Origin of the sequence: Sorangium sp. So ce590, assembly GCF_051521365.1 — a bacterium.
Taxonomy (GTDB): Bacteria; Myxococcota_A; Polyangia; order Polyangiales; family Polyangiaceae; genus Sorangium.
On sequence record NZ_CP150346.1, the window covers coordinates 778,826 to 803,217 of the forward strand.

Genomic DNA, 24,392 nt, shown 5'->3' on the forward strand with positions numbered 1-24,392 from the left:
TCACGGCCCGGCGAGCGAGCGCGGCTCGGAGCGCGCGGCGCGCTCGAGGACCCAGATGTGGTGATCGATCCACTCGCCCTCGACCGGCGTGAGCGTGAGCGTGAACGTCTCGGGCAGCCCTTCGGGCAGGTCGAGCGACGCCTCGGTCCAGCCGTCGCTCTCGCGGATGGCGAGCTGGCCGAGCTCCCGGCCGTCCGCGGTCGCGCGGATCGCGGCGGGGCGGGGCGCGGCGGTGCGGACCACGAGCCTGCCCGGGCCCACGCGCGGGGCGCGCAGGCGGGCCGTCTCGCTCCTGCCGCCCGGGATGACGCGCCCCGCGTCGAAGCGATCGCGCCCGGATCCGTGCGGATCCGGCAGGACGCTGAAGCCGACGAAGCCGGCTTGCGGCTGCGGGAAGGTGTAGCCGTGCGCGCGCTCGCTCACGAGGTCGGCGACGTCGAGCTCGTCGAGGACCTGCTCGCCCGCGCGCATCGACGCGGGCGGCTCGCCGTGCGCGAGCGGGCTCCAGTCGGCCTGGTAGATGACCTTCTCGATGCCGCCGCAGATGACATTCCCGAAGACGGGGATCCCGACGATCCGCTTGCCGAAGATGGCCGGGAACTCGCCCCACCAGGTCGGATAGATGGCCAGCGCGTCGGGGCGGTCCTCGGCGGGGATGCGCTCGATGAGCTCCAGCGACGCGCCGAGGCCGTGGACGCCCGCGCGCGCGAACGGGAGGTCGTGGTAGCCGCCGAGCCCGATGAGGTCGAGCCCGGGCCGGTCCGACGCGTAGAGGAGCGCGCCCGCGTCGCCGACGAGGACGCGGCGCACGTCGAGCTGGGCGAGGACCTTGCCGGCGACGAGGTGCTGATCGCGGATGTTGCGGCTGGCGCGGCCGAAGAACCAGATCTGGTCGCGCATCCTGGGCAGCTGGTGGACCCAGAAGAGCGCGGCGAGGGCGAGGGCGAGCGCGACGCGCGCGCCCCAGAGGCCGCGGGCCGGGCGGCTCGTCTCGCCCGCTCCGCCGCCCGGCGCGGTCCATGCGGCCCGCGCGACGAGCAGCGCGAGCCCCATCGCCGTGAGCACGAGCAGCCAGGCGACCGAGGGCATGGTGTAGCGCTCGTTCTGCCAGCGCACCTGGCCGTTCAAGGCCACCAGCGCGAGCCAGCCGGCCACCTGCACCCAGAGCAACGCCGCGATCCCGCGCGTCCTGCGCGAGGCGAGGGGAACGAGCGCGAGGGCGGGGACGATCCACCCCCAGGGCAGGGCGTCCGAGAAGTGGTGGTTTGCGTTGCGGCCGATGACGTAGCTGACGAGGGACACGTAGGTGTCCCATTTCTCCTGCGACGTCATGTACGGGTTGTTCAGCGCGAGCTTGGCGATGGCGCCGCTCGCCGCCCACTCGCCGGTGAACACGCGGTTGGCGACCGCCTGGGCGACGCACACGATCGCGCCGGGCACCGACGTCCGGAGCAGGGTCGCGATCGCGGCGCGCGCGCCGTGGGCCCGCCCCACGGCCACGGCCGCGTAAACGCCGAGGGCCGCGACGCAGACGACCGACTCCGGCCGGGTGGCGTAGAGGAGCGCGCCGGCGAGGCCCGCGGCCCAGCCGAGGTGGGCGAGGCGCGCCGGCGGCGCCGCGGCCCGCTCCCCAGCGCCGGCCGGCCCGCGCGGGGCGCCGGCCGCGCGGGCGACCGAGAGCGCGGCGAGGGTGGCGAGGGCCCAGACGCCGAGGTGGAAGGCGTTCTCCATCCCGCTGAACAGCGACCAGTCGAGCGCGCCGATGGAGAGCGCCACGGGCGGCAGCAGGTACTTCGCCCAGCGCCCGATCGGATCGAGGAGCCGCGCGCCGACGAGCAGGAAGCCGAGGGTCGAGACGCACGCGACGATCGCCGCCCATTGCATGAGCAGGAGGCCGCGGAAGCCGATGAAATAGCCGAACGCGAGGACGAACGGATAGCTCAGGCTTGTGTTCCCGCTCGAGAAGCCGTTGCCCTCGGACCACTCGAACGGGTACCCGCGCGCCGTGGCGCGGGCGTAGTCGAAGTGGATGAAGACGTCGTCGAGCGGCGCCGACCACATGCCGCCCGTCTGCTGGTGCATCGCGCTGTAGAACGCGACGGCGGCGTAGAGCACGCATGCGCCCGCATAGACGGCGAACAGGACCGGATCGATGCGCGGCCAGGCGGCGACCACGCGATCGAGCCGGCCGGGGGGCGTCGCCGGGCCGGCGCCCTGCGAGGCCGCAGCCTCCGTTTCGCCGGGGGAGTCGCTGCTCGGCCGGAACGGAGGCGCAGCTCCTCCGGGCGGCGCGGAGGGCACGGGGTCGGCGCTGGACGGTGACACGCGGCTCTTTTACACGACTTTCACGCGACCCGAGCCCGCGGACCCGTCCGCGGGGAAGCCGGCCCCGGCCGCAGCCGTCCAGCACCCGCCCCGAGGAGCACGGCGGGGCGGGTGAAGGCGAGCGCTCCCGAGGCCACGTCGGGAGCGTCCCAGGCGCGTCCGTCCGGCGGACATGAAAGCGTTCGTTTCAAGGCTGAACGACGCAGACCGTCCTTCCAGGAAGATCTCCATGAAATATGGAGAGAATGCTCTTGGTCCGCGACGTGCTTGATGTCTGGACCAGAGCGCCCGTGACGGTCTCCCCCCCGACCGTCGAATGGGCGCTCTGTTTTTTTGTGCTGGTTCCTGCCAGCAGGTGCTGAGAGACGCGCCCGCCCGCGGTTGCGGCGCGGTCCGGGCGACCTGAGCCTTGGCTGTCCGTGCAGGATCCGTCCGTGGACCGACACCCGAGGGGGCCCATGGCTGCGCCGGTGCCCCGGTGCCGTCGTCTGGAAGCACTCCCCGCTGCCGTTCCACAAGAACGCACCTCGCGGCCGAGACGGTGTTCCGGCTCGGCGGGCCCGAGGCGTTCTGGAAGTTCCACGCGATCGCCTTCGCCAACCAGCGCGCGCTCGCGCCGGAGCGCGCTCGCGCCGGAGTCCGCACTGCCGAGCGCGCGCACGCCCCGCGAGGGTGGATCAGCGCGCGAGTGGACATGCAGAGTCGAGCATCACAGATCGTCCCCTGGGCCGGGATCGCCGTCTACCTCGTGATCGAGCGGGCTTGCATGTTCAGATGACCCCACCACGCCGCGGGCGTGACAGCGGGGATCTCCTGCCTCTACAGGAATACCCGGCGGCCGTTCAGTGCCTGAGCGGATGCGTCTGCGCGGCGCCTCGCCGCGCGCGGCGATTCCAGGACAGGCCCGATCTCCTCGCCGGTCCAGGGTTGAGAAGTTTTCGGGTCCTCCGCCAAAGGCGCCCGCGTGCGCTCCGTGTGGCCAGCGCGTTGACCCATCTCGTGAGCGTCTAGTAGAAAGATCGTCGCGCCACAGCGCGCGACCCGGTCGGCGCCAGCGCGGATGGGAACCGCAAACGATGCGTTGGTTCGTCGAGATCTCGTCGCTAGGGCAGAACGCACCGCCGACCAGGAAGGTGTGCGTCGAGGCCCCGCAGTGGCAGCCCGCGCTGCAGAAGGCCCGGGCGTTCCGCGGCGATGGCGGGCCGCTCAACAATTTCTCCGTGGACCTGCTGGAGAGCGGCTACCGAGCGATCGACCCGACGACGCGCGTGCGGTACGTCGTGCAGCGCGCGCCGGACGACGAGGCGCTGACGGACGGGCTGGACGCTCCGGCGGGCGCGCCTCCGGCCGGGGCAGCGTCTCCCACGCCCGCCGATCCGGGGGAGCGTCCGCCGAGGAAGCGTCCGACGGCGGCCACGGTCCCGTACATCTCGATGGGGACCGCGCTCCTCGTGCCGGAGCCGGCGGGCGCGGCGGCGCAGGCGAAAGGCGGAGAGGCCGCGCCTGAGCGGGAGGCCGCGCCTGAGCGGGACGCCGCGCCTGAGCGGGAGGCCGCGCCTGAGCGAGAGGCCACGCCGGAGCGGGAGGCCGCGCCTGAGCGAGAGGCCACGCCGGAGCGGGAGGCCGCGCCGGAGCCGGCCCCGAGCGCGCTGCCTCCGTTCGAGCTCGTGTCGCAGCGCGAGGAGAACCCGTCCGAGCGCTCACCGCTCACGTACCGAGAGCTCGTCTATGCGGTCCCGACGGGGACTCCGCGCGATCTCGTGAACGCACTGCTGCTCGACCGGCTCGAGAAGGTACGGGAGCTCATCGACGACGCGCGCCCGGGCAAGTTCATCCAACTCGCCGTGTTCGATCACGCCTTCCGCGGCCGGCCTCAGCGCAGCCCGCTCGCGACGCTCGCCTGGAAGGACTGGCGCTCGGCGGAGCCCGAGATCCAGTTCCGCCCGCGCACCGGCGCCACCACACCGCCCCCGGCGGCCGCGCCGGCGGCCGACGCGTCGCCTTCTGCCGTCGCGCCGCCGGTCGCCACGCCGGCGGCCGACGCGTCGCCTCCTCCCGCCGCGCCGCCCGAGGAGCCGAGCGGGCTGCCTCGTCCCGAGGCCGCTTCGGCGTTGGCCGAGATCCCCGTCCCCGCGCCGAGCCAGCCGCCGCGGAGGCGCTCCTCCTTCCCGCCCAGGAGCGGGCGCCTCTCCGGCGACGACCTCATCGCCGAGCTGTTCGAGGCGTGCAGCGATCTGCACTTCCTCCAGGACACGCTCGCGGGCGCCGACTTCATCCTCGCGCTCACGCTCGACAACATCCCGTGCGCCCTCGGGCTCGTGTCCATGTTCGACATCAACCGGCGCGAGTTCGTCGTCGTCCGGCAGTACGGCGGCAAGAACGCGCTCCTCGCCAGGGTGTCCGAGCGGTCGCCGCTCGCGCTGGCCGCCATGCGGTCCAGGCGCGCCGTCGTGGTCCCCGACGCGTCCAGGGACGAGCGCGTCATGGACGACCGGTGGAAGGCGATCGGCGCCGAGCTCCGGAGCGTCATCTGCGCGCCGGTGGAGATCGCGGGCCGCTACCTCGGCCTCCTCGAGATCGGCAACCCGCTCGACGGCAAGCCGTTCTCCGAGAGCGACGGCAACGCGCTCACCTACATCGGCCAGCAGTTCGCCGAGTTCGTCGGGGCGCGCGGCGTGGTCCTCGACCCCGGCCTCGTGACCGCGGGGGCGAAGAAGGCCGCCCGCTAGCGGAGCTCAGCGATGGACCTCCTCCCCTCGGCCGGGCAGCGCCATCGCGTCCCGTACTTCGCCCTCGTCCCCGCCATCGTCGTCGCCGTGCTCGTCCTCGGCGGGATCGCCCTGCGCACCACGCTGCAGATCGAGAAGGCCCGCCAGCAGACCGTCTTCGACGCGACGCTCACCCTCGCCGACGAGCGCGTCGACCGGCTCGACAAGCTGATCATCGCCCAGGACAACGTCGTCGCCGCGCACGTCGACGTGGCGAACCTCTCGGTCATCGCGCGGAGGTGGCTCCCCACCGCGGCCCGCGAGACGCCGACCGTGCGCGCCATCCTGGTCCTCGACATGGACCACGAGGCCCACGACGTGCTCGCGTTCGCCTCGCGCGGCGCGTCCGGCCGGGAGGACGACGCCTTCCGCAAGCTCCTGCTCGCGCGCCTCGTGCCCCAGATGAACTTCTCCGGCGACGCGACCGAGCTGCGCCACCTCCACCACGTCATCGACCAGCAGAGCTTGCTCGTGAGCTACTGGCAGCGCGAGCACCTCGGGCGCCGGTACCTCGTGGTCGCCTGGCACGAGGTGCCGCGCCTCGTCCACGAGGTGATGCCCCGGCTCTTCCGCGACCTCGATCGAGAGAAGAGCCGGATGAACGTCATCGACGAGGAGGGTCGCATCGTGTTCGGCCCCCCCATCATCGGCGGCGAGTTCACGGTCGGGCGCCCGTTCCCCACCACGCTCTACAACTGGCGCCTCCAGATGGCGCTCACCACGGCCGAGGAGCTCGGCGAGAAGGTGGAGCGGCAGCGCCTGATCGAGATCCTGATGGTCGGCTTCTCCGCCCTGGTCGCCCTGGCCGGGCTCGCGATCGTTGTGCTCGCCTCCGTGAACGAGCGGCGGCTCGCGGCGCTGAAGAGCGACTTCGTCGCGAACGTGTCCCACGAGCTCAAGACGCCGCTCTCGCTTGTCCGCATGTTCGGCGAGCTCCTCCTCGGCGACCGCGTCCCCAACGACGAGAAGCGCCGCCAGTACCTGCAGATCATCGTGAGCGAGAGCGAGCGGCTCACCGCGCTCATCGAGAACGTCCTCGATTTCGCCAGGGTCGAGCGGGGCAAGGCCGCCTACGAGTTCGCGCGCGGGAGCGTCGCCGAGGTGGCGGCGCGCGTCGTCGATATGTACCGCTACCGCGCCGAGCGCGAGGAGATGACCGTGGAGCTGACGATCGCCGAAGGGCTGCCCGAGGCGCTCATCGACGCGCGCGCGCTCGAGCTCGCCGTCGTGAACCTGCTCGACAACGCGCTCAAGTACGCGAAGGACGGCGGCTGCGTCGCGGTCGAGGTCGAGGTCGAGGGCGGGGGCGGCGGGCGGCTCGCCGCGCTGACGCGCCAGGCGAGGCGCGTCGCCATCCGGGTGAGCGACCGGGGGCCCGGCATCGATCCGGACGAGCAGAAGCACATCTTCGAGCGCTTCGCGCGCGGGCGGCGGGCGAGCGAGCGGCAGGTGCGCGGCAGCGGGATCGGGCTCGCGCTCGTGAAGCACATCGCCGAGAGCCACGGCGGCGCCGTGCGGGTCGAGAGCCCGCTCACGGAGGACGGGCGCGGCAGCGCCTTCGTTGTGTCGCTCCCCGCGCTGGAGCACGACCGCGAGGCGCCGGAGCGGGACGAGCCGCTCGCGGCCGACGCGGCGCCGGGCGCGGGGGCGGCGTGAGGGCGCGCGGGCGTGGCGGGAGCGGCGAGACGGCCCCCCGGCGGAGCGAGACGGCCCCCCGGCGGGACGCCGCGCGGAGCGCCGCCCTGCAGGCCGCGCTCGACGAGGTGCGCGCGCGGTGCGCCGTCGAGGAGCGCCGCGCGCAGGACCCGGTCTCCTTCGTTCACCGCTACATGGATCCGGCCGATCAGGAGCTCGTGGCGCTCATCGCCGCGTCGCTCGCCTTCGGCAACGTGAAGGCGCTGCGCGCCAAGATCGGCGACGCGCTCGAGCGGCTCGGGCCGCAGATCGCCCTCATCGCGGACGATGCCCGGGCCGTCTCGGCGCGCCTGCGCGGCTTCCGGCACCGCGTTTACCGCGACCGCGATCTCGCGGAGCTCCTCGTCGGCGCGCGGCGGGTGCAGCGCGCCTCGGGCTCGCTCGGCGCCGCCTTCGCGGCCGAGCTCTCGCGCAGCGGCGACCTGCGCCAGGCCCTCGGCGCATGGGTGCGCGCGATCCGGCGCGCGGGCGGCCTCGACCGGCGCCCGGACGACCGCGGCGCGGCGCACATCCTCCCCGACCCCGAGAAGGGCAGCGCCACAAAGCGGCTCATGCTCCTGCTGCGGTGGATGATCCGTCCCGCCGACGGCGTGGACCTCGGCCTGTGGCCTGTGTCCCCGTCCGCCCTCCTGATCCCAGTCGACACCCACATCCAGAAGCTCGGCTACAACATCGGCCTCACCGACCGCAGGGGAGCCACCTGGAGGACGGCCGAGGAGATCACCGCCTCCCTACGCGCCTTCGATCCGGCCGACCCGGTCAAGTACGACTTCGCCCTCTGCCATCTCGGCATGCTCCAGCAGTGCCCGTCGCGGCGCGATCCGGTCCGCTGTCAGGGGTGCGGCGTGAAGCCCGTCTGCCGCCACTGGGACGAGTGAGCACGCCGTGTACAGTCGTTTCGTCCGGGACAACGGTCGACGTTGTGAGATAAGGCCGCGGAATCATTCGGAATTGCACCCGATTTCAGTTTTGTTTTTCAAAAATGAAATATCAGTCTGATTCGTGCGCGGTAACTATCTGAAATCTGGTATCCGGAAGGTCGGCACAGAGCCTGCACTACAGGTGGGCGAGCGCCGTCGCGGAGACCTTCCCCCCCCAGGTCCGCGAGGCGCTTTTTTCATTTTGTTCCAGCGGGCGCCAGGGCGCTTCCGCTCGTCGTGGTCACCGGCGCGGCAAGCAGAGCGCCGCAGCGGAGCCCCCCCGAGCTCCGCTGCGGCGCTCTGCTTGCCCCCGTTGCACCGGGGCTCTTACGGAACCCTGTCCACTTCTCTCTTCTCCCTGGTCTTCTCCGTGGTCTTCTCCGTCCGATGCGACGCGCATGCCACGCCCCGGGCCGGCAGGGCTGGAACCTTTGTGCACGCCTGCGCTGAAGGCTTCGCGCGGCTCGCCGCCTGGTTTCTGGACACACGGCCATGCCACCGCGCGATGCGATGAGGGGCAAAACAAGCCGCCGCCGACATGTGCTTCCGTCAACGGTACTCGTTGCGTGCCCGCTACGCGATCGAAGCGGCGGAGTCGAGTCGAGCGCCGTGTGTGATTTTCTCGCGCGCTGAGAGCAACGATCGTGAAACAGCCTGTTCACATGGATTCGTGATCATCCGGATCCGCGAGCGGTAAGCGGGCTCAGCAAGCGGCTGACCTGCGCTCCGTCCTCGCGCCAAACTTGTCGAGATTGCTCGCATGCGAGAACGGCGGAAGCGGGTAGATTGGGCGTATGGTCTGGACATTCGGGGCTTACCTCCTGGTCGCGCTGGCCCTCGTGGTGCTGGGGGCGATCGGGCTGTGGGCGCACCTCTTTTACTGGGTCAAGCGGCTGACCTTCCCGCTCGAGTACAGCGTGGAAGAGGTCCTGCGGACCGAGGACGGCGCGCCGATCGAGATCCGCCGCGTCCCGGTCCCGCCCGGTGCGGCGGTGCAGCCGGACCTGCCGCCGATCCTCCTGGTCCACGGGATCGCCGCGAACCATAGAAACCAGGACATCCACCCCGATTACTCGCTGGCCCGACACCTCGCCACGCTGGGACGCGACGTGTGGCTGCTGACCTTGCGGAGCGGCCGCCTCCTCACCCGCCTTGAGCGCCGCAGCGTCCGCTTCTCGGCCATGGTCCGGTACGATCTGCCCTGCGCCTTCGACGCCATCCTGAAGCGCACAGGCGCCCGTTCGCTCGACTATGTCGGCTTCTCGATGGGCGGCATGCTCCTCTATGCCGCGCTGGGCCGGAGCGTGCCGGAGGGTCGGGTGCGCCGCGTCGTCGTCGTCGGGTCTCCGGGCCGCTTCACCACGCCGACGCGCCTCATGCGCTTTCTGCCGGGCCGGCTGCTCCCGGGCGTGCCGCTCCGCTTCATGGCACGCAGCGTCGCGTTCGCCTCGGAGTGGCTGCCGACGCCGATTCACCACGCTGTTGCCAATCCGCGCAACGTGCCCCCCGGCGTCACGCGGCTCGCGCTCGTCAACTGCATCGAGGACATCCCCGCTGCGCTGAACGCGGACTTCGCCGCCTGGCTGGCGAGCGACGGAGAGATCCGCGTCGACGGAGAGAGGGTCCTCGACGGCCTCGCGTCCGTCGCGGCGCCGGCCCTGTTCATCGCGGGCAGCGCCGACAGGATAGCCCCCGTCTCGTCGGTGCGCGCCGCGTTCGACGCGTGGGGGCGCGAGCACCCGGAGACGCCGAAGCGGTTTCTCGTGCTCGGGCGCGATTTCGGGGCGCGGGAAGATTACGGACACGGCGACCTGGCCGTAGGCGCCTATACCGGTGTCGAGCTCTTCGAGCCGATCGCCCGCTTCCTCGGCCCGGAGCGGCAGCCCGAAGACGCGCCGGGGCCCGAGACGGGCGCTCCGGCGCTGGAGGCCATCCAGGCACGTCAACCGACCTCCGACGGGGCCGAGCCGCTGCCGGACGTCCCGGCCGCGTGACGCCTGTGTCCCGCGCGGTCGCCTCACGTATTCCGCCGGGCCGCTCCTCGTGCGCGGCCCGAGCGCTCCATCTCACCTAGGCCCGTCCGAGTGCGTGGAGGTCGAACGAGCGCGCGCCCCATGCGCGGTGATCCCTGATTGCAGAGCGAAAGCGAAGAGGCGTACCCTCGGAGTGCCTCAAAGCCACAAGGTGACCGGGGTATCCGCCAAAGGAAGTTCATGAGTCAACCCGGATTGCGCTCCAGGTTCGATCTGTCGTCCACAGCGCTCCGGCTGACGGCAGCTGCCCTCCTCGTCTGCTCTGCGTCCTGCGCGCAGGAAGTCAGCTCGAACATCTCGTGCGATGACGGCCTCGCGCTGTGCGGCGGCGCGTGCACCGACACGCAGGCCGATCCCGGCAACTGCGGCGACTGCGACAGCGTCTGCGCGAGCGGGCAGCGGTGCGAGGCGGGCGAGTGCGTCGGCGCCGACGACGGAGCCGGCGGGAGCGGCGAGGGCGGCGGCGATGATCTCGGATCGAGCGGGACCGGCGGGGCGCTGTGCGCGCCCGGCCTCGCGCTGTGCAGCGGGGACTGCGTCGACCTCGACATCCACCCGCATCATTGCGGGGGCTGCGGCCAGGCGTGCCCGATCGGGCAGCCGTGCGAGGACGGCGCCTGCCGCTGCGACGCCGGCCTCACGGCGTGCGACGGCGGCTGCGCGGACCTGTCGAATGATCCGCTGCATTGCGGGAGCTGCGAGGTCCGGTGCGCCTTCAACCAGACGTGCATGGACGGGGCGTGCCTCTGCGACGAGGGCCTCACGGACTGCGACGGCAGGTGCGTCGTTCTGGCGAGCGATCTGGCGCACTGCGGCGCGTGCGGCGCGGCGTGCGACGCGGGGCTGGTCTGCCAGGCGGGCACGTGCACCTGCGTCGTCGGCGAGCACGAGGACATCGGCTCGACGGTCCCGCAGGTCGTGAGGGGCACAACGCTCGACGCAGGCACCTATTTCGGGCTCGCCTGCGTGGCCGCCGGCTCGACCGAGGTCGTCTACAGGTTCAGGGCGGAGGAGCTCGGCAGGTACAGGTTCGATACCGCCGGGTCGAGCTACGACACCGCCATCGCCGTCCTCGGCTCCGCCGTCTGCGACGAGCTCGCGTGCAACGACGAGCGCGGGGACGCCGAGGCGGCCGTCTCGGTGGTCCTCAATGAAGGGGAGGAGGTCCTCGTCGTCGTGTCGGGCTACAACGGCGCGCAAGGCGACTTCGTTTTGAGCGTCGACCGGGCGGCGCCGCCGGTCTGCCCGGTGGGCAACATCGATCCGACTCTCCCGCAGGCGGTCAGCGGCGACACCTGGATGCGCGACGATGCCCTCGTGCCGAGCTGCGGCTCGCTCGACACCCCCGACGCGAGCTACACGTTCACCGCGCCGCACGCCGGCAGGTACATCTTCGACACGGCCGGCTCCTCGTACGATACCGTCCTCGAGCTGCGCAACGGGACCTGCACCGGCTCGGTGATCTCCTGCAACGACAACATCTCGGCGGGCACGACGTCGCGCATCGTCACGAACCTCACCGCGGGCCAGACGGTGGTCGCGATCGTCGATGGCGTCGCCGGCGAGTCGGGGCCATTCACGCTCAACGTCACCGAGTACGCGGGGCCGTCGTGCCCGGAGCTCGTTCTCGGCACCACGTTCCCGCAGCGGGTGACGGGCACCACCGCGATCCTGGATCGCGAGAGCGCCCTCTCGGCGTCCTGCGGCAGCGGCGCCGGCCCCGAGGTCACCTATGCGTTCACCGCGCCGGCGGACGCGCTCTACACCTTCGACACCTTCGGCTCCGCCTTCGACACGGTCCTCCACCTCCGCGACGGCACGTGCAGCGGGCCGAGCCTCGGGTGCAACGACGACTCGTCCGACCTGCAATCGCAGGTGAAGGCGCTGCTCGAGGAGGGGCAGACGATCGTCGTTGTCGTGGACGGCTTCAGCAGCTCGGCCTCCGGCGCCTTCACGCTCAACGTGAGCCAGACCATGGCCCCTCCGTGCCCGCAGATCGATCTCGGGTCGACGGCGCCTCAGACCGTGACCGGGACGACCGTGGAGGCGGTGGACATCCTGCGCCCGACCTGCGGCAACGCCGGCGGCCGCGAGGCGACCTACAGCTTCACCGCGCCAGTGACCGGCACGTACATCTTCGACACGTTCGGATCGAGCTTCGACACGACCCTCTCCGCGCTCGAGGGCACCTGCTCCGGGGCCACGATCCGATGCAACACCGACGCGGCGGGAGGCCAGCAGTCGCGGCTGACGCTGGAGCTCGAGGAGGAGCAGACGATCCTCCTCCTCGTGGACGGCGGTTCGGCGAGCGCGTCGGGCGATTTCACGCTCAACGTCGATCGGTTCGCCGGCGGCGGGATCTGCTCGGCGCCCATCGATCTCGGCTCCCGCTTCCCGCAGGTCGTCACGGGGAGCACCGTGGAGCAGCCCGAGTCGGTCACCCCGACCTGCGGCTCCTCGAACGCTCCAGAGATGATTTACAGCTTCACCGCGCCGGACCGCGGGACGTACATGTTCAATACGTTCGGCTCGAGCTTCGACACGATCCTCCAGATCTTGAATGGGAGCTGCGGGGGGACGTCGCTCGGGTGCAACGACGACTCGGGCGGCCTGCAGTCGCGTGTCTTCGCCGATCTGGCCGCCGGTCAGACCGCCTTCATCGCCGTCGACGGTCGCGACACCAGCGCCGGCGACTACGTGCTCCAGGTGGACCGGTTCCTCGGCCCGGGGACCTGCTCGACGGCGATCGACCTCGGATCGGAGCTGCCGCTCACCAGGACCGGCACGACGTCGAACCATCCCAACTCGGTGGCGCCGAGCTGCGTGACCGGAGCGAACGCTCCTGAAATGGTGTTCACCTACACCGCCCCGGTCAGCGGCAGGTACGTCATCGACACGATTGGCTCGTCGTTCGATACCGTCCTTCACGTGCACACGAGCGGCTGCAGGGGCCTCGAGCTCGGCTGCGACGACAGCTCGGGCGACTCCGGAGCGTCACGGCTCATTCGAAGGTTCAACGCCGGTCAGGTCATCACCGTGGTCGTCGACGGATACGGCGCGGCGTCGGGCAACTTCACGCTGCACATCTCCCCCGCCGATCCGTGAGAATGCGCCACGCGCCCCCGCCCGTTGCGGATACCTCGGCCATGGGCGTATTCTGGGATGCGGCTCGTTATCCGCTCCGCCTCGAATGGCCAGGTACCCCCAAGGATGGATATGAACAGATCCGGATTGCGCCCCAGGCCCGCCCTGTCGTCCGCTGCGTTGCTCCTGGTCGCAGGGGTTGTCCTGGCGGCGTCCTGCGCCGAGAGCTCCAACGCGCCGAACCCGTGCACGGACAGGCAGTCGCAGTGCGGAGGCCTGTGCGTCGATATCCAGACGAGCGATGAGCATTGCGGCGGATGCGGCAATGCCTGCGAGGCGGAGCATCGCTGCGCGGAGGGCCGCTGCGTCGAGGACGACGACCTCGGAGAGGGCGGGGGGACCGACGGGTGCAGCGAGGGCTGGGCCGAATGCGGCGGCCGCTGCGTGGACCTCGAGGCCGACCCGCGGAACTGCGGCGATTGCGAGGTCCGGTGCGCGGCGGAGCAGGTCTGCGAAGACGGCGCCTGCGCCTGCGCCGCCGGCCTCACGGAGTGCGCCGGCGCCTGCGTGGACGTGCTGAGCGACAGGACCCACTGCGGTACCTGCGCGTCCAGCTGCTCGCCCGCCCAGCTGTGCGTCGAGGGCGCCTGCTCCTGCTCCGAAGGTCTCACGGACTGCGGCGGCTCGTGCGCCAACCTGCAGACGAGCGAGCAGCACTGCGGCGCCTGCGGGGTCGCGTGCGAGCGAGGGGCGTCCTGTCAGGAAGGCGCCTGCTCCTGCGTCATCGGCACGCACGACGTGATCGACGACTCGTTCCCGCAGACCGTGATGGGGACCACCGTCGCGGGAGAGGCGAACTACGGGCTCGCGTGCGTGGCGGCCGGCTCGTCGGAGCGGGTCTACCTCTTCACGCCCGCCGAGGCGGGGAGATACACGCTGGACACCTTCGGATCCAGCTTCGATACGGCCCTTGGCGTGGTGGGGGCGACCACCTGCGCTCAGCTCGCCTGCAACGATGACAGCGGGAGCCCCCAGTCCAAGGTCCGCGCGGTCATCGGGGCGGGTGAGCCGGTCTTGATCGTCGTGACCGGCTTCGACGGATCGGATGGCGACTTCACGCTCCACCTGTCGAAGGCCGGGCCGCCGGTCTGCCCTTCGGGGGACGTCGGCGACGCGCTCCCGAAGACCTTCACCGGCGACACCGACCTGCTCGGCGACGCCATCACGCCGAGCTGCGGCCACACGGGCGGCCCCGACGCGAGCTATACCTTCACGGCGCCGGCAGACGGGAAATACGTATTCGATACCTTCGGCTCCGAGTTCAACACCATCCTGGAGCTGCAAGACGGCGGGTGCAATGGTGAGGTGCTCGCCTGCAACGACGACTCGCGAGAAGGGTCGCAGTCGCGCGCCGTGGTGGATCTCCACGCCGGTCAGACGATCGTGGCCGTCGTCGATGGATTCGAGGCCGCGGGGGGGGCCTATAAGCTGAACATCGCCGCGTGGGAGCCGCCCACGTGCCCCATGCTGGATCTCGGCTCGACCTACCCGCAGTCGGTGACGGGCAACACGTCGGGCCTCGACAACCACCTCGAGTCGCCCTGCGCCATGAGCGACAGCCCCGAGGTCAGCTACAGCTTCACGGCCCCCATCGACGGCCGGTATACATTCGACACGATCGGGTCGAGCTTCGACACGGTGCTCCACGTTCACGACGGCAGCTGCACGGGCCCCTCCCTGGGCTGCAACGACAACGGGATGGCCTCGTCCCAGGCGGTGGTGGCAACGCCGCTCTCGGCGGGACAGACAGCGTATGTGGTCGTGGAAGGCGCGTCCGGTGACTCCGGCGCCTACAAGCTCAACGTGAGCGGCATCCCGGCGCCCCCGTGCCCGGCGAACGAGCTCGAGTCGGCCGTCCCGCTGGTCGTGACGGGGACGACCGACGGCCTCGGCGACTTCTTGATCGCGCCCTGCGGCGTGCCCGGCGGCGCCGAGGCGACCTACAAGTTCGTCGCCCCGGTCGATGGAGTCTATGTCTTCGATACGTTCGGCTCGAGCTTCGACACGGTCGTTCACGTGCACGACGGCACGTGCCGTGGCCCGTCGCTCGGTTGCAACAACAACACCACGGGCCCCCAGTCGCGGGTGGCGGTGCCGCTCGTCGCGGGGCAGGAGACCGTCGTCGTGGTCGATGGCTCCGGGCCGGCCGCCTCGGGCACGTTCACGCTCAACATCAACCTGTTCGACGCCGAAGCCACCTGCGCGAAGCCCATCGACCTCGGCTCGACGGTCCCGCAGACCGTGTCGGGCTCGACGTTGCTCCAGCCGAACTCCGCCGCGCCGAGCTGCACGACGTCGAGCGGCAACGACCGGGTCTACCGCTTCACCGCGCCGGCGGACGGGACGTACATCATCGACACGGTGTCCTCGACCTTCGACACCGTCCTCCATGTGCATGACGGCGACGGATGCACCGGCACCGAGCTCGCATGCAACGACAACGCGAGCGCGTTCGCCTCGCGGGTGAGCGTGACCCTCACCGCGGGCCAGGTGATCACGATCATCGGCGACAGCCGGCCGTCCTCCTCCGGCAACCTCGTGCTGCACATCAACGCCGAGCCCGAGCCCTAGACCCGGCCTGGCCGGTCGGGGATCGACCCGGAGGAGGAACCGCCAAGGCGCCAAGAGCGCCAGGAGACAAGAGAGCTGGAAAAATCTCTTCTTGGCGTCCTTGGCGCCTTGGCGGTTAATTTCCCTCTCCTCTGAGAACCATTGCTGGCCCGCGTCGAACAGAGCCGGGGTGGGGATCGGCTCATGCGACGCTCGCCGGCGGCGCGCCCTCGACCGGTTCGGCCCTTGGCCCCGGGGGGGTGAGGTGTCTGGCTGGGCCGGGCCGCCCGCTGCGCCGCCTCGGCCGAGGGGCAAGCGGAAAAGGCGAAGCTCGAGGCGCGGTGGGGGCAGGTGGACCGGCGTGGCGCGATGGATGACGGATGGCGGCGGCGGCCCGCGATGCGCGTGCGCGATGCGCGTTCCCTAGGAGTTTTCTTGAGAGAAGCGCGCGCCCGTGCGAGTCTCGCCCCCTGGGACACGCGTCCGTCATCCGGGACGCGCCCCCTGTGATCCGGGTCGAATCATGCCAAAGGAACGCGTGTTCTCCCTCGATGCCGTCCGGACCGACGGCTGGTTCGAGCGCATAGGCGACGGCATCGGCAGCTTCCAGGCGCTCTGTGAGATCGTGGGCGAGGCGTTCTTTGCCTTCTCGATGATTACCGGCGCCCGCATCACGGCGCTCACCGTCGACCGCCGCAACCCGGACAACACGCTTGTCGACTTCGTTATCGCGCCGCCGGGCGAGGAGGAGATCGACGGCGACGTCCAGCGGCTCACGCTCGCCGACTTCCGCCACCGCCTCGTCGGCGCCCTCCTCACGGAGGACACGACGCCGCAGGCCCCCGAGCGCGACACCGACCTCGAGGGCATCCAGCTCCACATCGGCGTCCGCTACCTGCTGCTCGCCCCGCTCTACGGCTACAGCCTCCGCAAGCTCTCGGTCGAGGGGAAGACCTCGCGCCTCCTCTTGCTGCGCGATGGCATCGAGGAGACGCACGAGCTCAACGAGTTCCGCGCCCGCATCCGCTCGCACGTGCGCGACGAGCTCGAGCGCGCCTCGGCCGGCGCGCGCTCCGCCATCGACCTCACCAAGGTCGCGGAGGCCGAGGTCGCCTCGCAGCGCGGCGACTTCCCGAAGGTGATCCAGCTGCTCGGCACCTGGCCGGCGCCGCTCGCGATCTTCCTGCGCACCCCCGAGGGGCAGATGCTCACCCCGGACGCCCGCAGCCTGATCGCCAAGGGGCTCGGCCTGCTCGGCACCGCGTGCGTCAAGCTCGGCGAGGAGCACCAGGGCGAGGAGGTCATGCGCCTCGCGGTCCAGTACGCGCACGACGGGGCCGCGGCGGGCGACATCTTCCGCCGGCTGGGCGAGGCCATGCTCGAAGACGGCCGGGCGGGCGAGGCCATCGGCCCCCTCCGGCGCGCCGCGAACCTCGGCGCCCCGCCGAAGCACATCTGGCCGCTCCTCGCGCGGGCGTTCGTGCACCGCAAGAAGTACGTGGCCGCGCTCGCCTGCGTCCGCGAGGCGCGGAGCGTCGGCGTGGCGGACGCCGAGATGGTGGAGGAGATCCGGGAGATCGAGGCCAGCCTGGGGACGGCGCTCACCGCGTGGAGAGGGCTGGTCCTCGTGGCGAACCGCTCCTAGGGTTACGGCCCCGCCGGTTGACCGACCGCCTCCATTGACACCCCCGCGGCGGCCGACTAGATCCGGCGCGGATTAAGCCGGGATCGCTCGGATTTTTGCTGTTTCAGGCAGCAATCGCCGCGTCGCTCTCACCTTGTTGGTCTGCATGGTTCGGGGCCGCGGGCCCTGAGGTCTCGCCCGAGACGCCGCGCGCCGCGGCGAGGCGGTCGACCCTCCCCGGGGCCGACCCGTAGGAGTGCTCTCTCGATGGCCACCTACATCCCCTTGTTCCTGCTGTTTCTCGTCGCCGCGGTCATCGCGCTCGCGATGTTCACGCTGACGTCGTTCCTCGGTCCGAGGAACCCGACGCCCGAGAAGATGATGCCGTACGAGTGCGGCAGCGACTCGACGGGCGGGCGATTCGTCAAGCCGAGCGTGAAGTTCTACCTGACGGCGATCCTCTTCGTCGTGTTCGACATCGAGGCGGTGCTCATCTACCCGTGGACGGTCCAGTTCCGCTCCCTGGGGTGGACGGGCCTCGCGACGATGAGCTCGTTCGTCGCGATGCTCGTCGTCGTGCTCGTGTACGTGTGGAAGAAGGGAGCTCTGGAATGGGAGAAGTGAAGGGCGGAGGCTCCTCGACGCGGGTGTTGGAGGGCTCCGAGCACGGGTTCGCGACCACGCGCCTGGACGCTTTGCTCAACTGGGCGAAGAAGTACTCCCTGTTCCAGTACCCGTTCGTGACGGCCTGCTGCGGCATGGAATACATGGCCATGGCGAGCCCGCGCTTCGACATGGCGCGGTTCGGCGCCGAGGTGCCGCGCTTCTCGCCGCGCCAGGCCGACCTGCTCTGGGTGGTGGGGACCATCAGCCAGCGCCAGGCGCCCGCGCTCCGGCGCATCTACGAGCAGATGGCGGACCCGAAGTGGGTGCTCGCCTTCGGCACGTGCGCCTCGTGCGGCGGCTTCTACGACAACTACACGACCGTCGCCGGCATCGACAAGATCATCCCCTGCGACGTCTACGTGCCGGGGTGCCCGCCGCGCCCCGAGGCGGTGCTCGACGGCCTCTTGCTGCTCCAGGACAAGATCGCGCGCGGCGACCGCGCGCCGGCGATCGTCAAGCCACGCGAGGACCCGGCGCAGACCGCGGAGCGCCTCGTCACCCTCCAGCGCAAGGAGCGGAGCCAGCCATGAGCAAGAAGGTCCTCGAGATCCTCACGGCGCAGTTCCCCGGCGCCGTCCTGGAGACGCACTCGCAGTTCGGCGACGACACGGCCGTGCTCGACCCGGCGGTGTGGCGCGACGCCGCCCTCTTCCTCCGCAACGACCCGCGGACCCGGATGAACATGTTCATCGACCTCACGGCGGTCGACTACCTCTGGCGCGGCGACGTGCCCCGCTTCGAGGTGGTCTGCCACCTGCGCTCGCTCGAGAAGAACCACCGCGTCCGGATCAAGGCGCGCGTGGGCGACGAGGAGGGCAACGGCGCCGAGATCGACTCCGTCGTGTCGGTGTGGAAGGGCGCGGACTGGTTCGAGCGCGAGTGTTACGACCTGCTCGGCATCGTCTTCCGGGGGCACCCGGACCTCCGGCGCATCCTGATGTACCCCGAGTTCGAGGGGCACCCGCTGCGCAAGGATTACCCGGCCGACCGCATCCAGCCGCTCATCCCGTTCCGGGAGGTGCCGAACATCGGCAAGCTGCCGCCGTTCGGCCCGGACGAGGGCATGGCCTTCGGCCGCCAGACGCACGACTTCGCGCGGCTCGACCCCGGGACGGGGGCGTCGCTCGAGTCGACCGGCGGGGATGAGGCCGCAAACAACGGCAAACCGCAGGGCATCGGCGTGGGTGCGCTGCAGGAGCGAAGCTGACCGATGGAACCCCTGGATCGCGATCTGGACGAGGCCGCGCTCGATCTGCCGAGCGAGCCGATGCTCCTCAACATGGGGCCGTCCCACCCGGCGATGCACGGCACGGTGCGGATCGTGCTCGAGCTGTCCGGCGAGACGATCAACAAGGCCGACGTGCAGATCGGCTACCTGCACCGCGGCTTCGAGAAGATGTGCGAGCGCGGCACGTGGACGCAGGTCTTCCCGTACGTCGACCGGCTCAACTACGTCTCGCCGATGCTCAACAACGTCGGCTTCGCGCTGGCGGTCGAGAAGATGCTCGGCGTCACGGTCCCCGAGCGCTGCCAGTACTACCGCGTGATCCTCGGCGAGCTGGCGCGCATCTGCGATCACATGATCTGCAGCGGCGCCATGGCCATGGAGCTCGGCGCCTTCACGCCGTTCCTCTACCTGTGCCGTGCGCGCGAGATCTTCTGGGAGATCTTCGAGGAGGAGACGGGGGCGCGCCTGACGCACAGCTTCGGCCGCGTCGGCGGCATGGCGCGGCCGCCCACGCCCGACTTCAAGGCGATGGTGCGGGTGGGCCTCGCGCGCGTGCTCACGCTCATCAGCGACGCCGAGAAGCTCATCCTGAAGAACCGCATCTTCCTCGATCGCCTCGACGGCATCGGGCGGATCTCGCAGGAGGACGCCCTCGCGCTCGGCTGGACCGGCGTCGTGCTCCGGGCGACCGGCGTGCCGTACGACGTGCGCCGCGCGAACCCGTACATGGTCTACGACCGCTTCGAGTTCGACGTGCCGGTCGGCACGCGGGGCGACAACTACGACCGGTTCATGTGCCGCCAGGAGGAGATCCGCCAGGCGGCGAGGATCATCGAGCAGGCGCTCGATCAGATGCCCGACGAGGGCCCGATCAACATCGACGATCCGCGGATCGTGCTGCCGCCGAAGGAGGAGGTCTACACGACCATCGAGGCGACCATCCAGCACTTCAAGATCGTCATGGAGGGCATCAAGGTGCCCGCCGGCGAGTGCTACTCGTACACCGAGGCCGGCAACGGCGAGCTCGGCTTCTACCTGGTGTCCGACGGCAGCGGCACGCCCTACCGCGTCCGCATCCGCCCGCCGTGCTTCGCCACGACGCAGGGGCTCTCCCAGCTCATCACCGGGCTGATGATCCCCGACGTCGTGCCGACCTTCGGCTCCCTCAACATGATCGGCGGGGAGTGCGACCACTAGCGACGGCGCTCCCGTCATCGACCTAAGGAAGCTGGGGCCCCCGCGGCCCCGCCGGGAATCGAGAGCACGATGCCTACGATCAAGATCGACGGAAGGGAGATCCCCTTCGAGAGCGGTGACACGATCATCCGGGCGGCGCACCGCGCCGGGATCGACATCCCCCATTACTGCTGGCACCCGGGCCTCAGCGTCGCCGCCAACTGCCGGATGTGCCTGGTCGAGGTGCTGCCGCCGCCCGGGAGGCCGGCGATGAGCCTCGACATCCTCCGGTGGGACGCGGCGAAGCAGGACTACGTGCCGGCGGCCAAGCCGAAGCTCCAGCCGGCCTGCCAGATGGCCTGCGCGAACGGCATGGAGGTGCTGTCCGACGGCAGCGATCACGTGTCCGAGGCGCGCTCGGCGGTGCAGGAGCTCCTGCTCCTGAACCACCCGGTCGACTGCCCGATCTGCGATCAGGCCGGCGAGTGCCGCCTCCAGGACTACTGGCTCGAGCACCAGCGCAAGGGCAAGCGGATGCACCAGGAGCCGGTCCACAAGCCGAAGGCGGTCACCTTCGGCCCGACCATCGTCTACGACGCCGAGCGCTGCATCGTCTGCACGCGGTGCATCCGCGTCTGCAACGAGCTCGCGCGGGATCCGGTGCTCTCGATCCGCGAGCGCGGCAACCTCGGGGAGATCACGGTCTCGCCGGGGCGCGAGCTCGACCACAACTACACGCTGATGACCGAGCACGTCTGCCCGGTCGGCGCGCTCACGTCGCGCGACTTCCGGTTCAAGGCGCGGGTCTGGTTCCTCCGCAGCGCCCGGACCATCTGCCAGGGCTGCGCGACGGGCTGCAACGCCTACCTCGACTACGATCCGCGCAACAACACGCCGTACCGGCACCGCCCGCGCGAGAACATGGCGGTCAACACGTACTGGATGTGCGACGACGGCATGCTGTCGTACCGGCACGCGGTCGACGGGCGGCTGCTCACGGCGCTCGTCGGCAACGACGACGCGAGCATCGAGGACGCGCTCGCCGCGGCCAAGGAGCAGCTCGGCGGCCACGCCGACGACCCGTCGCGGGTCGCGATCGTCCTGTCGGCCCAGCACTCGAACGAGGACAACTTCGCGCTCTACCACCTCGCCACGACCTACCTCGGCGCGACCGATTTCTTCGTGTCGGGCAGGCCGCTCGGCCAGGGCGACGACATCCTGATCAGCGAGGACAAGAACCCGAACACCCGCGGAGCCGTGCAGATCGCGGCGGTGACCCCGCCGCGCCCGGTCGCGGAGCTGCTCCAGGGGATCGCGTCGGGGCAGTACGCGTACGTCGTCGCCCTCGGGTCGGACCTCGAGGTCGACGCGGGCGAGGCGCAGCGGGCGCTCTCGCGGCTCAAGGGGGTGGTGACGATCGCCGCCCACGAGGGGCCGCTGGCGAAGGCGGCGCGCGTCGCGCTGCCGGCGTGCTCCTGGGCCGAGGCCGAGGGGACGTACGTGAACAGGAACGGCCTGGCGCAGCGGAGTGAGCGGGCGTTGCTCCCGCACGGCGACGCGCGCCCGGCCTGGGAGCTCATCGGCCGGCTCGGGCGCACGCTCGGGTACGAGACCGGGTGGAAGACCCTCGCCGAGCTGCGCCGCGCGATGCCGCCCGGCGCGGTCGCGGGGGCGGGCGCGCCGGCCGCGGTGCTCGGCGCCGCGCCCCCCGCGCACACCGCGGCGGCGACCGCTGTCGCCGACGGGTCGCGCGTCGAGCCGAAGAAGACGGAGGCCACGGCATGACTGTCGTCGAGCTCGTTCTCGCGATCGTGAAGATTCTCATCGTCGTCATGTTCCTGCTGAACATGGCGGCGATCGCCACCTGGGCCGACCGGCGCCAGGGCGCGATGGTGCAGGACCGCGTCGGCCCGAACCGGGCGGTCGTCTACCTGCCGGCCATGATCGTGCGCGGCATCGTGTTCTTCCCGCCGGCGCTGCTCGGGGCGCTCGCCGTGTTCACGGCGACGCGCGCGATGTCCGCGCCGGCCGCCGTCGAGGCGCTGGTGATCGGCGCGCAGTTCGCGGTCTTCGTGACCTGGCTCGGCCTGCTCGTGTTCTGCGCGGCGGCCCGCCGGGGCGGCCCGATCAACGCGGCCGAGGAGGCGCTCGCCCGCTTCGACCCCCGCAGCATCTTCTACGCGGGCGTCATGGCCCACGTGCTGGCCTTCTTCGTCACGCAGGCGGTCCCGCTCTCGGCGGCGCCCACCGCCGCGCGGGTCGTGTGCGTGCTGCTCGGCGCGCTGCTCGTCGTGACGGGCGCGTACACCGCGCTGCGCGTGCCCGAGGGCAAGGTGCCGCTGCGCCTGCTCGGCACGCTCCACGCCGCGGCCGACGCGATCAAGATGATCTGGAAGGAGGACTTCATCCCGCCGAAGGGCGATCGCCTCCTCCACTCGCTCGCGCCGCTGCTCGCGATGTTCCCGGCGCTCGTGACGTTCGCGGTCATTCCCTTCGGCGACAAGCTCTGCTTCGAGGACAACGGCGACGGGGTCTTCGGCTTCGGTGACCTGCCGCTCCTCAAGCGGACGGTCGACCAGGCGTTCACGTGCAGCGGCCACGTCGCGAACCTCCAGGTCGCCGACCTCAACGTCGGCATCCTCTACATCTTCGCGATGGCGGGCACCGGCATCATCGGCGCCGCGCTCGCCGGCTGGGCGAGCGACAACAAGTTCTCGCTGCTCGGCGGCCTGCGCGCCGCGAGCCAGATGGTCAGCTACGAGGTCGCGATGGGCCTCAGCGTCGTCGGGCTGTTCATGATCTACAGCAGCGTCCGGCTCGGCGACATGGTGCAGTGGCAGGCCGAGCACGCGTGGGGGATCTTCGTCCAGCCGTTCGCGTTCTTCCTGTTCCTCGCGGCCCTCGCGGCCGAGACGAAGCGCATCCCGTTCGACCAGCCCGAGGGCGAGAGCGAGATCGTCGCCGGCTACTTCGTCGAGTACTCCGGGATGAAGTTCGGCATGTTCATGACGGGCGAGTACGTGGAGCTCATCACGTCGAGCGCGCTCCTCGTGACGCTCTTCTTCGGCGGCTACCACCTGCCGTTCCTGGACCGCGACGGCATCAACGTCGTCTTCGGCGAGACGGTGCTGTTCCAGTACAAGATGACCCACCTCGCCGTGAGCCTGACGTACGTCCTCGCGTTCTTCGGCAAGACGATCCTCATGACGTGGGTGCAGGTCTTCTTCCGCTGGACGCTGCCGCGCTTCCGTTACGACCAGGTGATGCGGCTCGGGTGGACGAAGCTCCTGCCGCTCACGCTCGTCAACATGATGGTGACGGGCATCGTGCTGCTGGCCGTCGACTCGGCGCCCGAGGGGCTCCGCAGCGGCCTCCAGGTCGCCGCGGACGTCTCCCACGCGGTCGTCGCCGTCGGCGGGTTCGCGGCGGTCGTGGCGCTCATCGCCGGCCTCCTCGAGCCGATCGAGCGCCAGCGCACCCTCGCTTCAACCTCTGCCCGGTTCGCCGCCGCGGCGGGGGGCACCAAGGCGTCGCCGCAGCAGGCGTAGAGGAGGATCCCATGGCGAGAGCTACCCCGAGCAACCCCTGGACGAAGCCGGCCGGCAGGCCGGTCGTCGGCAAGCCGGTGCCGCGTCCTGTCCGGAGCGCCGACGTGCAGGCCTACATCCCCGAGATCGTCAGGGGGATGGGGATCACGATGAGGCACTTCTTCAAGAACACGAAGGAGATGGTGCTCGGCCAGAAGCCCGACCCGGTGCTCCACTCGCTCGAGCCGGGGGTGACGACGATCAGCTACCCCGAGGAGAAGCGCCCCTACCCGGAGCGCTTCCGGGGCATCCACCGGCTCACGCTGCGCGACGACAACTCGCCCCGCTGCGTCGCGTGCCTCTGCTGCTCGACCGCGTGTCCGGCGCAGTGCATCGCGATCGAGCCGGCCGAGTACCCGGCGGGCGATCGGCGGCAAGGCTACGAGCGGTACCCGAGCAGCTTCGTCATCGACGAGCTCCGCTGCATCTTCTGCGGCTACTGCGTCGAGGCGTGCCCCGTCGACGCCATCCGCATGGACACGGGCCTCCACGCGGTGCCCTACGACTCGCGCGAGCAGTTCATCTACCGGCGCGATCTCCTCATGAGCCTGTCCGATCGCACGGGCTCGCGCCTGACGGCGAACACGCGCCACGAGCCGGGCGACCCCACGCACCCCGGCCTGTCGCGCGAAGCCGCGGATCACTGAGCCAGCCTCGCCCGGCGGCGCCGGGGGGC

Annotated in this window: 15 protein-coding genes; 14 read left to right on the top strand and 1 reads right to left on the bottom strand. The window is 70.8% G+C overall.

The features are described from left to right. The gene (locus tag WMF28_RS02960) at positions 1-2,325 is read right to left on the bottom strand and encodes a hypothetical protein (protein ID WP_437600513.1); all 2,325 of its coding nucleotides are present in this window, start codon (positions 2,323-2,325) and stop codon (positions 1-3) included. 1,076 nt (positions 2,326-3,401) lie between these two features. Between WMF28_RS02960 and WMF28_RS02965 the strand changes: the two genes are divergently transcribed. The 14 genes from WMF28_RS02965 (at position 3,402) to WMF28_RS03030 (ending at position 24,363) form a co-directional block, all read left to right on the top strand. After that, positions 3,402-5,054 (top strand): GAF domain-containing protein, encoded by a 1,653-nt coding sequence (locus WMF28_RS02965; protein WP_437600514.1) that lies wholly within the window; start codon positions 3,402-3,404, stop codon positions 5,052-5,054. 12 nt (positions 5,055-5,066) lie between these two features. Beyond that, positions 5,067-6,749, top strand: a complete 1,683-nt coding sequence (locus WMF28_RS02970) for a sensor histidine kinase (protein WP_437600515.1) — start codon at positions 5,067-5,069, stop codon at positions 6,747-6,749. Next, positions 6,746-7,666: a TIGR02757 family protein gene (locus tag WMF28_RS02975; RefSeq protein WP_437600516.1), complete on the top strand. Its 921-nt coding sequence runs from the start codon at positions 6,746-6,748 to the stop codon at positions 7,664-7,666. The genes WMF28_RS02970 and WMF28_RS02975 overlap by 4 nt, the downstream gene beginning before the upstream one ends. An 836-nt stretch (positions 7,667-8,502) precedes the next feature. Further along, on the top strand, positions 8,503-9,702 hold the full coding sequence (locus WMF28_RS02980) for an alpha/beta fold hydrolase (protein WP_437600517.1): 1,200 nt from the start codon (positions 8,503-8,505) through the stop codon (positions 9,700-9,702). A gap of 219 nt (positions 9,703-9,921) precedes the next feature. Then, positions 9,922-12,846: an MXAN_6577-like cysteine-rich protein gene (locus tag WMF28_RS02985; RefSeq protein WP_437600518.1), complete on the top strand. Its 2,925-nt coding sequence runs from the start codon at positions 9,922-9,924 to the stop codon at positions 12,844-12,846. A gap of 111 nt (positions 12,847-12,957) precedes the next feature. After that, a complete protein-coding gene (locus WMF28_RS02990; RefSeq protein WP_437600519.1) occupies positions 12,958-15,456 on the top strand; it encodes an MXAN_6577-like cysteine-rich protein in 2,499 nt (832 codons plus the stop codon). Positions 15,457-15,958: 502 nt separating this feature from the next. Continuing rightward, positions 15,959-17,080, top strand: coding sequence for a hypothetical protein (locus tag WMF28_RS02995; RefSeq protein WP_437600520.1), 1,122 nt, complete (start codon positions 15,959-15,961; stop codon positions 17,078-17,080). A 246-nt stretch (positions 17,081-17,326) separates the two neighbouring features. Beyond that, the gene (locus WMF28_RS03000; RefSeq protein ID WP_437600521.1) at positions 17,327-17,683 is read left to right on the top strand and encodes an NADH-quinone oxidoreductase subunit A; all 357 of its coding nucleotides are present in this window, start codon (positions 17,327-17,329) and stop codon (positions 17,681-17,683) included. Beyond that, entirely contained in the window at positions 17,671-18,255 is a 585-nt protein-coding gene (locus WMF28_RS03005; RefSeq protein ID WP_437600522.1) for an NADH-quinone oxidoreductase subunit B, read from the top strand. Before WMF28_RS03000 ends, WMF28_RS03005 begins: the two co-directional genes overlap by 13 nt. Continuing rightward, positions 18,252-18,932: an NADH-quinone oxidoreductase subunit C gene (locus WMF28_RS03010; protein ID WP_437600523.1), complete on the top strand. Its 681-nt coding sequence runs from the start codon at positions 18,252-18,254 to the stop codon at positions 18,930-18,932. The genes WMF28_RS03005 and WMF28_RS03010 overlap by 4 nt, the downstream gene beginning before the upstream one ends. 3 nt (positions 18,933-18,935) lie before the next feature. Beyond that, complete coding sequence (locus WMF28_RS03015) at positions 18,936-20,150, top strand: NADH-quinone oxidoreductase subunit D (protein ID WP_437600524.1); 1,215 nt, start codon at positions 18,936-18,938, stop codon at positions 20,148-20,150. A gap of 69 nt (positions 20,151-20,219) precedes the next feature. Beyond that, positions 20,220-21,914, top strand: a complete 1,695-nt coding sequence (locus WMF28_RS03020) for a 2Fe-2S iron-sulfur cluster-binding protein (RefSeq protein ID WP_437600525.1) — start codon at positions 20,220-20,222, stop codon at positions 21,912-21,914. Then, the gene (locus tag WMF28_RS03025) at positions 21,911-23,677 is read left to right on the top strand and encodes a complex I subunit 1/NuoH family protein (RefSeq protein ID WP_437600526.1); all 1,767 of its coding nucleotides are present in this window, start codon (positions 21,911-21,913) and stop codon (positions 23,675-23,677) included. The genes WMF28_RS03020 and WMF28_RS03025 overlap by 4 nt, the downstream gene beginning before the upstream one ends. An 11-nt stretch (positions 23,678-23,688) precedes the next feature. After that, complete coding sequence (locus WMF28_RS03030) at positions 23,689-24,363, top strand: NuoI/complex I 23 kDa subunit family protein (protein ID WP_437600527.1); 675 nt, start codon at positions 23,689-23,691, stop codon at positions 24,361-24,363. Positions 24,364-24,392 lie beyond the last annotated feature (29 nt).

Coding starts and splice junctions, on each gene's coding strand:
- WMF28_RS02990 (WP_437600519.1), top strand. CDS start 12,958: ATGAACAGATCCGGATTGCGCCCCAGGCCCGCCCTGTCGTCCGCTGCG.
- WMF28_RS02995 (WP_437600520.1), top strand. CDS start 15,959: ATGCCAAAGGAACGCGTGTTCTCCCTCGATGCCGTCCGGACCGACGGC.
- WMF28_RS02980 (WP_437600517.1), top strand. CDS start 8,503: ATGGTCTGGACATTCGGGGCTTACCTCCTGGTCGCGCTGGCCCTCGTG.
- WMF28_RS03010 (WP_437600523.1), top strand. CDS start 18,252: ATGAGCAAGAAGGTCCTCGAGATCCTCACGGCGCAGTTCCCCGGCGCC.
- WMF28_RS03000 (WP_437600521.1), top strand. CDS start 17,327: ATGGCCACCTACATCCCCTTGTTCCTGCTGTTTCTCGTCGCCGCGGTC.
- WMF28_RS02970 (WP_437600515.1), top strand. CDS start 5,067: ATGGACCTCCTCCCCTCGGCCGGGCAGCGCCATCGCGTCCCGTACTTC.
- WMF28_RS03015 (WP_437600524.1), top strand. CDS start 18,936: ATGGAACCCCTGGATCGCGATCTGGACGAGGCCGCGCTCGATCTGCCG.
- WMF28_RS03025 (WP_437600526.1), top strand. CDS start 21,911: ATGACTGTCGTCGAGCTCGTTCTCGCGATCGTGAAGATTCTCATCGTC.
- WMF28_RS02965 (WP_437600514.1), top strand. CDS start 3,402: ATGCGTTGGTTCGTCGAGATCTCGTCGCTAGGGCAGAACGCACCGCCG.
- WMF28_RS02985 (WP_437600518.1), top strand. CDS start 9,922: ATGAGTCAACCCGGATTGCGCTCCAGGTTCGATCTGTCGTCCACAGCG.
- WMF28_RS03020 (WP_437600525.1), top strand. CDS start 20,220: ATGCCTACGATCAAGATCGACGGAAGGGAGATCCCCTTCGAGAGCGGT.
- WMF28_RS03030 (WP_437600527.1), top strand. CDS start 23,689: ATGGCGAGAGCTACCCCGAGCAACCCCTGGACGAAGCCGGCCGGCAGG.
- WMF28_RS03005 (WP_437600522.1), top strand. CDS start 17,671: ATGGGAGAAGTGAAGGGCGGAGGCTCCTCGACGCGGGTGTTGGAGGGC.